At 58.7% G+C, this 12,865-nt stretch carries 15 protein-coding genes; 10 read left to right on the top strand and 5 right to left on the bottom strand.

Annotated features, from left to right (window positions below; all coding sequences use genetic code 11):
- The first annotated feature begins 85 nt into the window (after positions 1-85).
- Positions 86-1,552 carry an IS21 family transposase gene (istA, locus tag SFLMC1_RS06755; protein ID WP_187323891.1) on the top strand — a complete coding sequence of 489 codons (1,467 nt, stop codon included), beginning with the start codon at positions 86-88 and terminating at the stop codon, positions 1,550-1,552.
- A complete protein-coding gene (istB, locus tag SFLMC1_RS06750; RefSeq protein WP_152073409.1) occupies positions 1,542-2,285 on the top strand; it encodes an IS21-like element helper ATPase IstB in 744 nt (247 codons plus the stop codon). Before istA ends, istB begins: the two co-directional genes overlap by 11 nt.
- Positions 2,286-2,324: 39 nt before the next feature.
- Here istB and SFLMC1_RS06745 read toward each other — a convergent pair whose 3' ends face one another.
- From SFLMC1_RS06745 to SFLMC1_RS11310, 3 genes are all read right to left on the bottom strand, one after another.
- The gene (locus SFLMC1_RS06745; RefSeq protein WP_226814203.1) at positions 2,325-2,687 is read right to left on the bottom strand and encodes a hypothetical protein; all 363 of its coding nucleotides are present in this window, start codon (positions 2,685-2,687) and stop codon (positions 2,325-2,327) included.
- A gap of 346 nt (positions 2,688-3,033) precedes the next feature.
- Positions 3,034-3,294: an IS3 family transposase gene (locus SFLMC1_RS11315; RefSeq protein WP_261981432.1), complete on the bottom strand. Its 261-nt coding sequence runs from the start codon at positions 3,292-3,294 to the stop codon at positions 3,034-3,036.
- 596 nt (positions 3,295-3,890) lie between these two features.
- Positions 3,891-4,178 (bottom strand): hypothetical protein, encoded by a 288-nt coding sequence (locus SFLMC1_RS11310; protein ID WP_261981431.1) that lies wholly within the window; start codon positions 4,176-4,178, stop codon positions 3,891-3,893.
- Between the two features lie 308 nt (positions 4,179-4,486).
- Here SFLMC1_RS11310 and SFLMC1_RS06735 point away from each other — a divergent pair, with 308 nt between their 5' ends.
- Both SFLMC1_RS06735 and SFLMC1_RS06730 read left to right on the top strand, forming a co-directional pair.
- Positions 4,487-8,221, top strand: coding sequence for a VWA domain-containing protein (locus SFLMC1_RS06735; protein WP_152073410.1), 3,735 nt, complete (start codon positions 4,487-4,489; stop codon positions 8,219-8,221).
- Between the two features lie 164 nt (positions 8,222-8,385).
- A complete protein-coding gene (locus tag SFLMC1_RS06730) occupies positions 8,386-8,604 on the top strand; it encodes a DUF4357 domain-containing protein (RefSeq protein WP_222838047.1) in 219 nt (72 codons plus the stop codon).
- A 63-nt stretch (positions 8,605-8,667) separates the two neighbouring features.
- Here SFLMC1_RS06730 and SFLMC1_RS06725 read toward each other — a convergent pair whose 3' ends face one another.
- Both SFLMC1_RS06725 and SFLMC1_RS06720 read right to left on the bottom strand, forming a co-directional pair.
- Positions 8,668-9,144 (bottom strand): hypothetical protein, encoded by a 477-nt coding sequence (locus SFLMC1_RS06725; RefSeq protein WP_152073411.1) that lies wholly within the window; start codon positions 9,142-9,144, stop codon positions 8,668-8,670.
- A gap of 49 nt (positions 9,145-9,193) precedes the next feature.
- Positions 9,194-9,514 (bottom strand): hypothetical protein, encoded by a 321-nt coding sequence (locus SFLMC1_RS06720; RefSeq protein ID WP_152073412.1) that lies wholly within the window; start codon positions 9,512-9,514, stop codon positions 9,194-9,196.
- Between the two features lie 197 nt (positions 9,515-9,711).
- Between SFLMC1_RS06720 and SFLMC1_RS06715 the strand changes: the two genes are divergently transcribed.
- From SFLMC1_RS06715 to tnpA, 6 genes are all read left to right on the top strand, one after another.
- On the top strand, positions 9,712-10,152 hold the full coding sequence (locus SFLMC1_RS06715) for a hypothetical protein (RefSeq protein WP_152073413.1): 441 nt from the start codon (positions 9,712-9,714) through the stop codon (positions 10,150-10,152).
- A gap of 30 nt (positions 10,153-10,182) precedes the next feature.
- A complete protein-coding gene (locus tag SFLMC1_RS06710; RefSeq protein ID WP_152073414.1) occupies positions 10,183-11,061 on the top strand; it encodes a hypothetical protein in 879 nt (292 codons plus the stop codon).
- A 76-nt stretch (positions 11,062-11,137) separates the two neighbouring features.
- Complete coding sequence (locus SFLMC1_RS06705) at positions 11,138-11,413, top strand: hypothetical protein (protein ID WP_152073415.1); 276 nt, start codon at positions 11,138-11,140, stop codon at positions 11,411-11,413.
- The gene (locus SFLMC1_RS06700) at positions 11,413-11,742 is read left to right on the top strand and encodes a minor capsid protein (RefSeq protein WP_152073416.1); all 330 of its coding nucleotides are present in this window, start codon (positions 11,413-11,415) and stop codon (positions 11,740-11,742) included. The genes SFLMC1_RS06705 and SFLMC1_RS06700 overlap by 1 nt, the downstream gene beginning before the upstream one ends.
- A complete protein-coding gene (locus SFLMC1_RS06695; RefSeq protein ID WP_152073417.1) occupies positions 11,739-12,107 on the top strand; it encodes a hypothetical protein in 369 nt (122 codons plus the stop codon). Before SFLMC1_RS06700 ends, SFLMC1_RS06695 begins: the two co-directional genes overlap by 4 nt.
- Before the next feature lie 296 nt (positions 12,108-12,403).
- The gene (tnpA, locus tag SFLMC1_RS06690; RefSeq protein ID WP_152073418.1) at positions 12,404-12,862 is read left to right on the top strand and encodes an IS200/IS605 family transposase; all 459 of its coding nucleotides are present in this window, start codon (positions 12,404-12,406) and stop codon (positions 12,860-12,862) included.
- Positions 12,863-12,865 lie beyond the last annotated feature (3 nt).

The following is a 12,865-nucleotide window of genomic DNA, read 5'->3' as shown; positions in this document are numbered from 1 at the left end:
GCCCCGGGGACCGGGGGCGCGGCCCCCGCCGTATGGTCTCCCCGGGCGGTTACTTTGGCGAGCCCGCCCGGGAAGGATGGAGGAGATGGCCGTGCCCCTGGACACAGTGAATGATATACGGTCGATGGATGCCGCCGGGCGCTCGAGGTCCGAGATCGCCCGGGTGCCCCACGTGAGCCGGAACACCCGGGCGAAGTACGCCGGCATGGAGGACATGTCGCCCGCCGCGCCGATGCCCCAGAGGAGGGGCAGGCCCGCGCTCGAGGGCAACGAGGAATGGGTCGCGGGCGTTCTCGAGGCCGACCTCGGGGCCCCGAGGAAGCAGCGCCACACCGCCAGGCGGATCTACGACAGGCTCGTCGCCGAGCGCGGCCACGGCGGCTCGTGCTCCACCGTGCAGAGATTCGTCCGCGAGCTCAGGCTTGCCCGGGCGGCGGCGGGCGGAGAGGGGTACCTCGAGCTCGAGTGGGCGCCCGGCACCCGCCAGGTCGATTTCGGGAACTTTCGCGCCGCGGTCGGCGGGAGGACCCTCGACCTCAAGCTGCTGGTCGCGACGCTTCCGCACTCGAACGACCGGCAGTGCGTCGCCCTCATGTCGCAGAGGTCGGAGTGCCTGTGCGCCGGGCTGCTCGAGATCTTCCGCCGACGGGACCGCGCCCCGGCGGCGATGGTGCTCGACAACGCCACCGAGGCGGGCAGGATGGTGCGCGGCGAGGTCACGGAATCGAGGCTGTTCTCGCAGTTCAGGGCCCACTACCGCTTCGAGAGCCGGTACTGCAACCCCTATTCGGGAAACGAGAAGGGCTCCGTCGAGAACGCCGTGGGGTTCCTCCGGCGCAACCTCCTCGTCCCCGTGCCGGCGTTCGGCACGCTCCCCGAGCTCAACGCGTTCCTCGCCGATGGATGCGCGGGGGTCAACGCGGCGGCGCGCCGCCGCGGCGGCAGGCCGCACGGAGAGGCCTACCGGGAGGGCCTCGCCGCCATGCGCGCCCTTCCCGGCGTGGAGTTCGACGCGGTGAGGTGGGTCACCGCCCGCGCCGACAAGCGCGGCCACGTCGAGGCCGACGGGCGCGAGTACGTCGCCGGGCCCGCCTGGCACGGGCGGAGCCTGCTCGTCGGCATGCGCGCGTCGACGGTGGAGATCCTCGCCGACCGCGGCCGCCGGGTCGCCGTCCTCCCCAGGGCCTTCGGGGAGGGCCCCGCGGTCCGGAACCCCCTCTCGCTCGTGCCCGCCATCATCGCCAGGCCGAGGGCCTTCGGGGAGTCGACGATCAGGCGCGACATGCCGCCGGGGCTCGTCGAGGGGATCGACCGGATGGACTCCGCCGGCAGGAGGCGCACGCTCAGGTCGATCGGCCGGGCGAGCGAGCCCTCGGGTTTCGAGGCGGCATGCGGGGCGGCGCTCAGGGTCGTCGAGGGCGGCCGCGTCCCCGACGACGCCACGGTCGACGTGCTGGCGAGACGCATCGCGGGAGGCGGCCGCGGGGCCGGCGGGGCCGACCTGTCGGCCTGCGACGGGTTCCTGAAGGGGGCGGTCGCCGATGGCAGCTAGCGAGGAGCTGGCCCGCAGGGTCGTCGAGGCCGGGCGGTCGTGCTCGCTCGCCACCGCCGTCCTGGAGGAGCGGTCGAGGCTCGGCACCCCGAAACAGGTGGAGTACCTGGCTGGCCACCTCGAGGCGGAGAGGTCCAGCCGCGAGGCCTCGAAGCGCGCGACTCTGCTCAGGCGCCGCGCGCTGCCGGCGCCCAAGACCTTCGACGGCTACGACTGGCCGGCCGCGTCGTGGCCGGAGGGCATGGGGCGCGAGTCGCTGCTCGCGCTCGACTTCGTCGAGCGCAGGGAGGGCCTCGCGCTCATGGGCGACGTCGGCACCGGCAAGACGCACATGGCGTCGGCCCTCTGCGCGCTGGCGTGCGAGAGGAGGCTCGAGGCGCGCTTCTTCACGGCGTCCTCGCTCGTGATGCGCCTGAGGCGCGCCCGCGACGACGGGAGGCTCGACCGGGAGGCCGCGCCCATCGGCAAGGCCCGCCTGCTCGTCATCGACGAGCTCGGGTTTCTCCCGCTCGACGCGGACGGGGCGAGGCTGCTCTTCCAGGTCTTCGCCGACGCATACGAGAGGCAGTCGGTGGTGATCACCACGAACCTGGAGTTCAGCAGGTGGGGGTCGGTGTTCGGGGACGACCGGATGGCCGCCGCCGTGATCGACCGCATCGTCCACCACGGGAGGCTCGTCCAGTTCCGCGGCGAGTCCTACCGCGTCCGCCATGCCCTCATGCAGGAGGGCTAGCCGCTCAAAAAGCGTGCGCGCTTCCGATGCTCAGGCTGCTCAATTTCCGATGCTCTTTTTGCTCGAATCCTCTTGACGAAACACAGCCGCGTCCTCCCCGAGCATCGCCCTGAAGGCGCGCGCGGGCGTCGCGAAGCCGAGCGCGCCGCGGGGCTCGGAGTTCACGTGCGACATGGCCAGCGCCAGGTCGGCCGGGGCGAGCCGGTCGAACCTGATTCCGGCGCCCTTGGGCAGCAGCTTCCTGATCTCGACGTGGTTGCGCTCGCAGGCGCCCTTCTGGTCGCTGCGCCCGGGGTCGCAGTAGAACAGCCTCGTCTCGCCCGGCCCCTCGCCGAGCAGCGCCGCGATCGCCGCCTCGTCGGAGAACTCGGCGCCGTTGTCGGTGAGGACGGCGCGGAACACGCGGCGCGTCCCGTCGGCGCCGAGGATGGCCCGGACGCCCTCCAGGGCGTCCGCGACGCACCCGGCGTCCTTCTGTTAGCGCTAATCTAAAAATAACCACTTCCGCAAACGCATCTCGCCGAATGCGCTAACGTACTTTCACCAACTGCGCTAACGGAACTATGCTCCGATCGGGTATCCGACCCGGGAGGAGCGGGATATGGAGCGAAACGTAATGGGAGAGCTGAACGTCTACAGGGGGGGTCCGGCGCGAAGCCGAACTTCAGCGAAATCGCGAGGAGGCACGGCATGGACCGGCACACGGTCGCCAAGTACTGGAGGGAGGGCGAGTCTGGATTGGCAACACCTATTTGGACGATTCCGGGAGGGACGGCCCCGCCTTCCTGAACTCGACCGGCGACATGTAGCCCAGCGTCGAGTGGATCCTGAAGTTGTCGTGCCGGTGCACGTAGTCCGAGAGCCTGGCCCGGAGCTCGCGCGTCGTGCCGAACGCCTCGCGGCGGGCGAGCTCGGCCCTCGGTATCCCGTCGGCCGACTCGTCGACGGCGCTGTCATGGGGGCAGCCCTTGGCCGACGGCGACCTCTCTATGCCGAGGGCCTCGAGCATCAGGTCGATCTCGGCGTTGTTGAACTCGCTGCCGCGGTCCGTGTGGAATATCTCGATGTCCGGGATCGGGAAGGAGGGCGTCGCGAACGCCGGCTTGACCGGCCGGGCGTCCTTTCCGGGCCCGGCGGAGTGGCCGTCGATCCCCCCTGTTGCGGGGGTCGACGAGCAGGCGGGCGCAGCTCCACGAGGCCCCGACGCACACGTAGGCCAGGTCGCCGCATATATGGGTGCGCGGCGCCCTGCCGCCGAGGCCGCGCGCGACGACGCTCGGCGCGTCGGCCTCGTTGACCGCCCCGGGGGTGCACCTTGGACCTCTTCCCGCCGCATGCGCCGATCGGGCCGTCCTCCCCCAATGATGCGGCAGGCCCGGCGCCGGCTGACGGTGACGCCCGGCCTCCCGGGCGACGCCTTTTTCTTGCGCGAGCCGTACCGGCCCTTGCTGGCGGCGTGGGCCGCGACCACGGCCGGCGCGGCGGGGTCCGGCGCGGCGGGCCGGTCGGGCCGCGAGCGCATGGAGTAGTACGTCGACCTCGCGACGCCGAGGAGCCTGCACTGCGCTGATATGGGGTAGCGGCCCCCGTTGGCCGCTATGGCCCTCACTTTCGAGCGTATATCAGCGCCGCTTGTTTTAAGACGTCGACCTCCAACCGGAGCCTGCGGTTCTCGCGCTCGAGCTCCAGGATCCGGTTCTGCTCGGGCGTACGGTTGTCCGCGGCGCGCGGCGAGCCGGTCGCGTTTATCGACCTGCCCCGCCTCTCCACGGTGCTCTTGCCGAGGTCGTACTCGTCCATGATCTCGCGCTTGGGCTTGCCGGCGTTGTGGAGGTCGACTATCTGCCTCTTGAACTCGTCGGTGAAATGCCTCGGGTGCCTGGGGTCCCTCATTTACGGCCCTCCCGTCTCTTGCGCCCCTCCCGGAACTGTCCACACCAGTGTAGCCAATCCACATCCTTCCCCCGATCTCCCGGGGCCGGCCGATCCGGCCCTCAGGGTATCGGGTTCCCACATTCATCCGCACATGTGCGGATGAATGTGGGAGGTGTTCGGATAAAGTTGATAATCAAGGGCGCCGTTTCATACGTTCACTGAAAAAATAGCAATGCAACTATTGGGCCTATATGCTTCTCTTATACTTTCATAATTGTTGGATGAGAACGATTAGGCCACATGGTCGCAAATAAGGTGGGAAGAAGATGGGCAGGCGTTTCACGCGGATCTGCGCAACGATTGTGATGCTAATGCTGCTATTTAATGGCTTTGCAACTTATAGCGCGTTTGCAGAAGAATCTTCGGGAGGCTTGGCAGTTTCCGTCAGATCTGATAAGAGCTCCTATTCGTCTGGTGACGATGTTGAATTAACTGTTGACGTTAAAAATGGATATGCCGCTACCGTTTCTGGCTTAAACGGAACTTTGGATCTTCCTGAGTGTCTGACCGTTAAACAGGGGTCCTCTTCTTCTTGGAATGCGGAATCTATAGCCCCTGGCGAAAGCGCGACTTGGACTATTCGGGCTAGTGCGAACTCGATTAAGGCGTCTAAGACAAATAAATCTAAGAACAATAAGGCCTCGGGCATGCCTTTTGCTGGGGACGTTAATAATTGGATCACATTTGCGGTGGTAGGAGCCGGGCTGCTTCTGCTCGGCGTCTTTCTGCTTCGCGGACACAGATCTGCTTTCAGCTTCCTCATTTGCTTCGTTGTTTCTAGCTCACTGCTGCTTTCCATAATGCCGCGGGCAACATATGCTGAGGCAGGTCCTTCCGTCGTGGACGCTCAAACTGCAGTGTTTGTTGATGGCAAGCGGGTTGACGTCGTTATTCATATTAAGCATGACCCTGTAAGCCAATCGAGTAACGTTCACACTGTTGCTTTTAATATCGCTTATCCGGATCTAATCGACAACCCTACGGACTTTAGCTCGCTTGAGGTTAAAGACGGAGATGTTGTAAAACAGCCTTCTGATCCAAAATCGCGGGTATTTGGCTTTGACGGCTGGTATGCAGACGAAGGGCTTTCCACCCCCTTTGATTTTTCTAAACCGATTACTGGTGACACCGTTATATATGCAAAATTGTCATACGACGCCACAGATACCGACTCCGACGGAATGGCGGACGGTATTGAGCGCTGGTATGGAACAAACGTCGCCAATGCAGATACTGATGGCGACGGACTGCCTGATGGCTTTGAAATTGAATGCGGCACTAACCCTCTTCTTGCTGACAGCGATGCAAATGGAGCGATCGACTATGACGAGGACGCAGATAGCGATCTCCTGTCTAATGGAGAGGAACTGCAAAAGGGGACGCGCCCTCTAAATCCGGATACTGATAATGATGGCATCTCCGATGGCGAAGAATTTAAGACCAGGGGCACAGACCCTCTTAATGCCGATACCGATGACGACGGAGCGCTGGACGGTTGGGAAATTGAAAACGATTTTGATCCAAAGGCATTCAATTCTTCCTTCGAAACAACCATTGCAGCGGCAAATCCTTCGCCGAGCAACTTGGTCACAGCCGGCGTTACGGTAAAGGGACTCTCTGGATCGCAGGCATCTTCCCTAACGATCGCCCCGGTGGACAATTCGCAGCAGAGCCTCGTCAGCCCTTCCACTGCTGGCTACATGGGCAATGCATATGAATTCAGCGTTGATGGGTCATTCGATTCTGCTGAGATCTCGTTTTCGTATGACGCCGGCACCTTCGGACAACCTGATGAGGATTTCCGTCCTGAGATTTATTATGTCAACGAGCGGACACATTGCCTAGAGAAGGTGGAGAATCAGAATGTTGATGGCAATACCGTCACTGCGTATGTGAGCCATTTTTCGACGTACATTCTGCTTAACGGAGTTCCCTTTGATAAGGCTTGGGACGCTGATATCAAATCCGCTAACGATGCAAATGATGGAATGGCGTTCTGTTTTACTCTGGATTATTCGCAGTCCATGGACGATAACGACCCCTATTATCTTAGGAAAAACGTAACGAAGTCTTTTGTGGAGAAGCTGCGCGAAGAAGACCAGGGCGCACTGGTTTCATTTATCGCCAAAGCAACCGTTACCTGCCCTCTCACGAATGACAAGAATGCTCTGAACCAGGCTATCGATAATATTCAGAACGATAGTGGATGGAATTTTGGTTCGTCAGGCACAAACGGAACGTCAGCTTTAAAGACTTCTCTTGAAGAGCTTTCCAAAACGAATCTCAAGAACAAGTACATTTTGTTTATGACTGATGGCGAGGATACTTATTCTGATCCCGAGAAGACGTATGAAGATCTGATTGCGGATGCTCAGGCCGCCGGAGTGAAAATCTATACCGTTGCGTTAGGAAAGGCCAATACCGAACTTCTGAATAAGATCGCTGAGTCTACGGGCGGTAAATGCTATGAGGCAAAAGCTGGTCTTGACTTGGAGGATATCTATAAGGACATTGAGGTTGAGACGGTCGACCTGTTTACGGATTCTAACGATGATGGAATCCCGGATTATTACAACAAGCTTATCTATGAGGGCAAGCTGATTTTGTCCAACGGGTCGCGTGAACTTACTGGTATTGACTTCAACAACGACTGCGATGGGAAACCCAGCAATGACTGGGATCACGACGGCATAAAAAATGGTGACGAAATTCAGCTCGTTACGACACCCGCCGGTGGCGTCTATCTAAATAAAGTTTCGAACCCTGTCGGGAAGAACGAGAAGGGCAACTACTTTGACGGCAATGCGGAGGAATGGTTGCTGGACGATGGTAATTTCCGTTACTCATCCGAGAGCTCTTCTATTACCGAGGATGATTTAAATACCTTTGTTGCACCGCTACTTTCCAAGCTTTTTGGAACCGATCAACAACGTGTATTTAAAGAAGAATTGATGTCGTATCTGGTTAATGACTTTACGACTTCTGCCAAAGTTATGGACACATATAAGGCTGCAAACTATGTATCCTCTCTTAAAGAGGGGATAGCGATGCTCGACAACTTGGTTGCGGCGGGAAAGACCCCAGTTGATAAGATTTCTGGATTGGTTTCCAAGATTAACGGGCTCTTCGATAAGCTGGACGGGGTTTACGCCTCCTATGGAAGCGTGGAACAATATGAGGATGCTTATTTTGCAACAATGGCGGAGATAAGTTCATTTATTCACTCCGAAGGCGGGGAAACTATTTGGACTATTAGCTGCAGCTCATTCCGTAGCAGCCTGTCGCGCATCGAAGCCTCTAGCGTTAAATTTAACCTTCCTAAAGGCAAGATAAATGCGCTCTCATCTAAATTGGACGCAATTAGTGGTGTTTTCGATGTTCTCGATCAATCCAGCTCTTTATTCAAATTGATTAGCAATTCTGCAGAGCTTGGAGCTAATACTGAGTCTGTTGCAGAATGCATTGAATGGTTGAATAGGATTTCCACGCATGGGTCCTATGCCGCCGTAAGGGACTCTGCAACAATGCTTAAAAATGCGATTGGCGGTAATTTTTGCCCTCTAATTGCAGACGTAGCCTTGAACTATGCTGCCGATGAGGCTTTAAAGGTAATGGAGTCTTTAATTTCCAACATCTGTCCTGCTGGGAAAATCATTGTAGCGACTAAAGAGGGCTTAGATGCATTCTTTGGCATTGGCGATATGTATGAAGATCAGTTTAAGTTGCTAACGATGAATGAGGGTACTATCGCTAGTAGTGGCTTATATCGTGGGCTCTCTCACAAGGGTTCAACTGGAATTGTTGCCCTGAGCAATGTTGCAAATATGCGTTATAAGGGTGAAGTGTATTGCAAGGACTACAAACAAAGCCACGGCTTCATGGGGAAGTTGGACGATTTCTTTGGTAATAACGAAGAATATGACGACTGGCTTTCCGAACAGCAGAATTCAATTAAATCTGCCGCAGATAAGCTGCATCTTGTCATCAGTTCGAACCTATAGCTTGCTGAGAACCAGAGCAGGAAGAATCCCCAATTGTGCGGCCCAGATGCCGTGTGTGCATTTCGACAATAGACGCAGTCTCGCCCTAGCATGACTACACAAGTTGGCATCTCCGGTAGAACGGCAAACCGAGCTATCCTCCATATGGGGTATGGCTCGGTTGTTTGCTAATTCTGATTTGTGAAATGGCTGCGGTCAACGAAGGGGTTTGGGCTCCTGAAGCCCGTCGCACAGCACCAATTGTGGATGGCGTGCTGCAGGCTGGCGTGGCGACAAAATCGCCTTCGACTGCTGGTTGGGTTGTGCTTGGCGGCCCAACAAACGGCTGGAATGTTTGGAAGGACAAGAGCGGAAAGACGCTCGATGAGTACAGGAAGAAATAGAACTGGGCCCGCGTGCAAATCGTTTCCGCACGCGGGCCCAGTGTATTATTGTCGGCTAAACTTCTAGTTGTTTCTCTTGCCACCAGTTCCGATATTCCTGGTCGCTTCGGCCATTCCTGCTACAAAGGTTACGCCCGCAACCGTTCCAATGATCCTAAGTAGGTGATACCAAAGGTTTGGAGAGAGGAAGATCCTTAGGATGTACCAGCAAATGAGCAGTATTACTGAGTAGACAATGAAAGCGGGTCCGAGGCTAATGCTCAGCACCAAAAGCACCCACCACCCGGGCGTGAAGTAGGTCTTCAGGAAATCAAGTAGGCAATAGTACGGCCTAAACGGGCTCTTGCGAACGCTCGTCGTGAAGATGTGATACGTAAAGAAATAGCAGGCGAAGATAATCAAAGTAAGAACGCCGATATGTAGGACGTTTATCGGTTCTGGCGCTTCTCCTTTCGCATATTCCTCAACGAGGAACTGATGGAAACCGTTAAGGAACCACGCTCCCATGACGAAAACCCCAACAACTACTGCAATGGCCACCCCGATCTCCTGAGGTTTAAGTAGCGTCTTAAATTGAGTTTCACTTGATTTATTGACAAAGAGAACAAGCAGCGAATACACGGCCATACATGCGGCGTATAAAGGGGCTAATAACGGAAGTCCAATAAAAAAAGTGAAATGGAGCCGCCAGCGGTGCGAAGAATGGCATGAACATGCTGTTGTCGATAAAGGCAAGCATCTCTGCCGAAGGAACGTACTGAAGGTAGTTCTGGTAGCCAAAGTACAGGATAACTACGGCTGCCGCCCATCCAGCAATGGCGAGCGTGCGATAGACCTTTCTTTCAATCTTACCGACCAAGGGATGCTTCTCGATGATCGCCTCATTAAGCAAGTCGACTTCGTTAGACAAAGATATATCTTCATCGTTGTCGTAAACCCATTCAATCTTCCCATGTAAGCTCCCTTTGACATAGCTACAGATCACCTAATGTTATCAGTTTGCTGAGATATATAAATTCCCTTTGTGACAGGCCCGCACCCTGAACGCGAATTGTTTGGGGTGCGGGCCTTTTTCTATGTCGGTCCGCCCGGTTATGGAGGGTATCCATGGGAGCTGAGGCCAATGGCGAAGAGACGATCGACGAGACGCAGGAAGTCCAAGAAGGGCAAGAAGAGGTGCCGTTGAACGAGACCGCGCCCGAGGATGTTGAGGACGGTTCCGGCGACGCCGAGACCGATGACGATACTCCGCCCGCAGCCGATGCGACCGAGGCGCGCATCAAGGAGCTGGAGGAGCGTCTGGCCGCGCAGGACGTGGACTTTAAGCTGCGATTAGCCGGCGCCCGCAAGCAGGCCCTGCTTGCCGACCACGACGGCGACGTCGACGCGCTGAAGGCCGCCGAGCCGTGGCTGTTCGAGACTTCACAGGTTACTTCACAGCATGTTTCTAAGCCCAAGGGCAAGACCGGCCTGCCGAGTGCCGGCGCTGCCGTGGATAGCGAGAAACAGTTGAAGCGCTGGCGCGAGGTTGCCGGCCTGAGTGAATAGGGCTCGATGATGCCCTGATGGGAGGTTATTTTGGCTAATACGATTGCTGCTATCAAAAACTATACGACCATCCTGGATGAGGTGTATAAGCGCGAGGCACTGTCGACGTGCTTGAACTCGCCGCGTCGCATGGCCCGTGCAGGCCGCAACGCCAAGGAGATCATGATTCCGAAGATCTCTGTGACGGGTCTGGGCGACTATACGCGCAACCAGGGCTATAAGACCGGTGCCATTACGTACGAATACGAAACCAAGACGTTTAATTACGATCGAGGAATCAAGCTGTTGGCTGACGTGATGGACGTCGAGGAGGCCGGCGTGCTTGACTGCTTTGTTGCTGCCGACGCCGAGCTGCAGCGCACGCAGGTGGCGCCCGAGGGCGACTCCTTCACCTTCTCCGAGATCGCGGGCCATACCGGCGTGACCAAGGAGACTAAGGACTACAGTGCCGCCGAGGCTGCCGAGGTCTTGGGCGATCTGCGCACCGTGACCAACGCCATGGACGAGAAGGAGGTTACGCGCGAGAGCCGTTACCTGTTTATCACGCCGACCCTGAAGGGCCTGCTCGATGACTACTCGACGCTGAACCCGACGCTTTCCAAGAACGTGCTGACGCGCTTTGCCAAGATCGTCGAGGTGCCGCAGGGCCGTTTCTACTCGAAGATCGCTCTGAAGTCGGGCGACGGCGACCAATTCGGCTACGCCAAGGATGCAGAGGGCAAGGCTCTGAACTTCCTCGTAGTGGAGAAGTCCGCCGTGATCAAGTTCGACAAGCACGTGGTGGGTCGTGTGTTTAGCCCCGCCGAGCTGGAGAACCTGGACTCCTACATGCGCAAGTACCGCAAGTACGGCATCGTCGAGCTGCTCGACAACAAGCTGGACGGCGTGTACGCAAGCATTGGCGCCTAGCACGGCGCGCCATTGCAGACGCCCGGTTATCTGCTCGGGCACGTGCTCGGTGGGCGCGGAGGAGTTCGCGCACATCTTGCCGCAGGCCGAGCGCCACGTGAAGTGGATGGCGGGCAACCCCGACCTTTCGGGTTTGCCCGCCGACGTCGTGATCTACTGGAAGCGCGCCATCTGCGCCGCCGCCGAGGCGTTCTATGAGTGGGACGAGGATCGCAAGGGAGCTGTCTTGCTGGGTGATTACAAGGTGAGCCGCTACCTTGAGGACCGCGAGACGACCTCGCGCGAGGAGGCAAGTGCTGCCGCCACGCGCGAGCTCTTTGGTACCGGCTGCCTGTTTGGAGGTCTGGGCTGATGGCGTTTATGGGTTTGAGTCCGATTCCGCGCTCGGTGCCGCGTGACTGCGTCGTGGTGCACGTGCCCGATGGCGAGGGCGGCTTTAAGGGCGGCCGCCCGCTGGGCTGCGTGCGCGTGCAGACCGTGGACGTGGTAAGCGAGAATGGCCACCGCTCGACCACGGGCGGCGGCCTGATGTATGTGGACCGCGTCAATAGCGTGGGTGCGTTTGAGATTCCCGTCGGGAGCCGCGTCGAGTGCTGCGGCATGGATTATCTGGTGCGCGAGTGCCGCCGCTTTGAGGAGAGCGATGGGACCAGCCACCACTGGGAGCTGACCGTATCGTGAGCGTTATGGATGTCGTGGCCTCGATGTTGGGGGCTGCGGATATTAAAGACGTGTTTACCACGGCTCCGGCCCGCAGAACCTGTACGACACCCATTGTGGTGCAGGCCGCTGAGTTTGAGCAGATCGCCGAGGGCAAACACGCGAGGCACTGGACGGCTTTGGTGCCGGTGCTGGTGGTGGCGGAGGGCGCGATGGAGGACTACCACCGCGCCCGCATGTGCAGCCGCGCCCTGAATGAGCGGGACTGGCACGGACTGGATGCCGAGGACGTGGACGTGCTGGGCATGGTCGCCGGGATGCCGTCTTACCGCGGCACGGACAGCGGTGGGTACTTTATCTGGCGTGTCGACGCGCGTCTGACCTGAGAAACGGTGTGAGGTGGCATGCGAAATCAATTATCTTTCGCGGGCGTGACTTTGACGAGATCCGCACGGCGAAGACGGTGCTTCCGCCCTCGATCTACTCCGTTTCGAAAACCAGAACGATACCAGGGCGCCCCGGCGCCCTTTTAGTTCAAGACTTTAGTCTGCTGTCCGCGCAGCGGCCAGCTTTAAACCACCCGCTATGCGGGTGGAGACAAACGGCTTTACAAAGCCACCCCTCCGACCGATATTGACGATTGTTCAGGCCGTCAAGAATTCGAGTCGAAGGGGTGGTCGCTATGGCCCAGGAGGCCTACAGCCTTTCCCACGCGAAGTGGATGTGCAGGTACCACATCGTGTTCACGCCGAAGTATAGGCGCAAAGTGATCTACAACCAAATCAGGAGCGACATAGGGGAGATCCTCAGGAAGCTGTGCGAGTACAAGGGGATCGAGATAATCGAGGGGCACCTGATGCCCGACCACGCGCACGTGCTGCTGGCGATCCCGCCCAAGTACAGCGTCGCGAGCGTCATGGGCTACCTGAAGGGGAAGAGCTCGCTGATGATATTCGACAGGCACGCCAACCTAAAGTACAAGTTCGGCAACAGGAGGTTCTGGGCGGAGGGCTGCTACGTATCCGCCGTAGGCCTGAACGAGGCGACGATCGCGAAGTACATCAGGGAGCAGGAGTCCCACGACATCGCGCTGGACAAGCTGAGCGTGAGGGAGTGCGAGGACCCCTTCAAGAGGAGGTGAGCC

The sequence above is a fragment of the Collinsella aerofaciens genome (genome assembly GCF_901212495.1).
Taxonomy (GTDB): Bacteria; Actinomycetota; Coriobacteriia; order Coriobacteriales; family Coriobacteriaceae; genus Collinsella; species Collinsella aerofaciens_H.
Note: the sequence above shows the minus strand (reverse complement) of the source record. Positions and strands in the feature narration are given on the sequence as shown.

Excerpts from the sequence above, each read along its gene's own strand:
- istA (WP_187323891.1), top strand. The coding sequence starts at position 86 with ATGGCCGTGCCCCTGGACACAGTGAATGATATACGGTCGATGGATGCC.
- istB (WP_152073409.1), top strand. The coding sequence starts at position 1,542 with ATGGCAGCTAGCGAGGAGCTGGCCCGCAGGGTCGTCGAGGCCGGGCGG.
- SFLMC1_RS11315 (WP_261981432.1), bottom strand. The coding sequence starts at position 3,294 with ATGCTCGAGGCCCTCGGCATAGAGAGGTCGCCGTCGGCCAAGGGCTGC.
- SFLMC1_RS11310 (WP_261981431.1), bottom strand. The coding sequence starts at position 4,178 with ATGAGGGACCCCAGGCACCCGAGGCATTTCACCGACGAGTTCAAGAGG.
- SFLMC1_RS06735 (WP_152073410.1), top strand. The coding sequence starts at position 4,487 with ATGGGCAGGCGTTTCACGCGGATCTGCGCAACGATTGTGATGCTAATG.
- SFLMC1_RS06715 (WP_152073413.1), top strand. The coding sequence starts at position 9,712 with ATGGGAGCTGAGGCCAATGGCGAAGAGACGATCGACGAGACGCAGGAA.
- SFLMC1_RS06700 (WP_152073416.1), top strand. The coding sequence starts at position 11,413 with ATGGCGTTTATGGGTTTGAGTCCGATTCCGCGCTCGGTGCCGCGTGAC.
- tnpA (WP_152073418.1), top strand. The coding sequence starts at position 12,404 with ATGGCCCAGGAGGCCTACAGCCTTTCCCACGCGAAGTGGATGTGCAGG.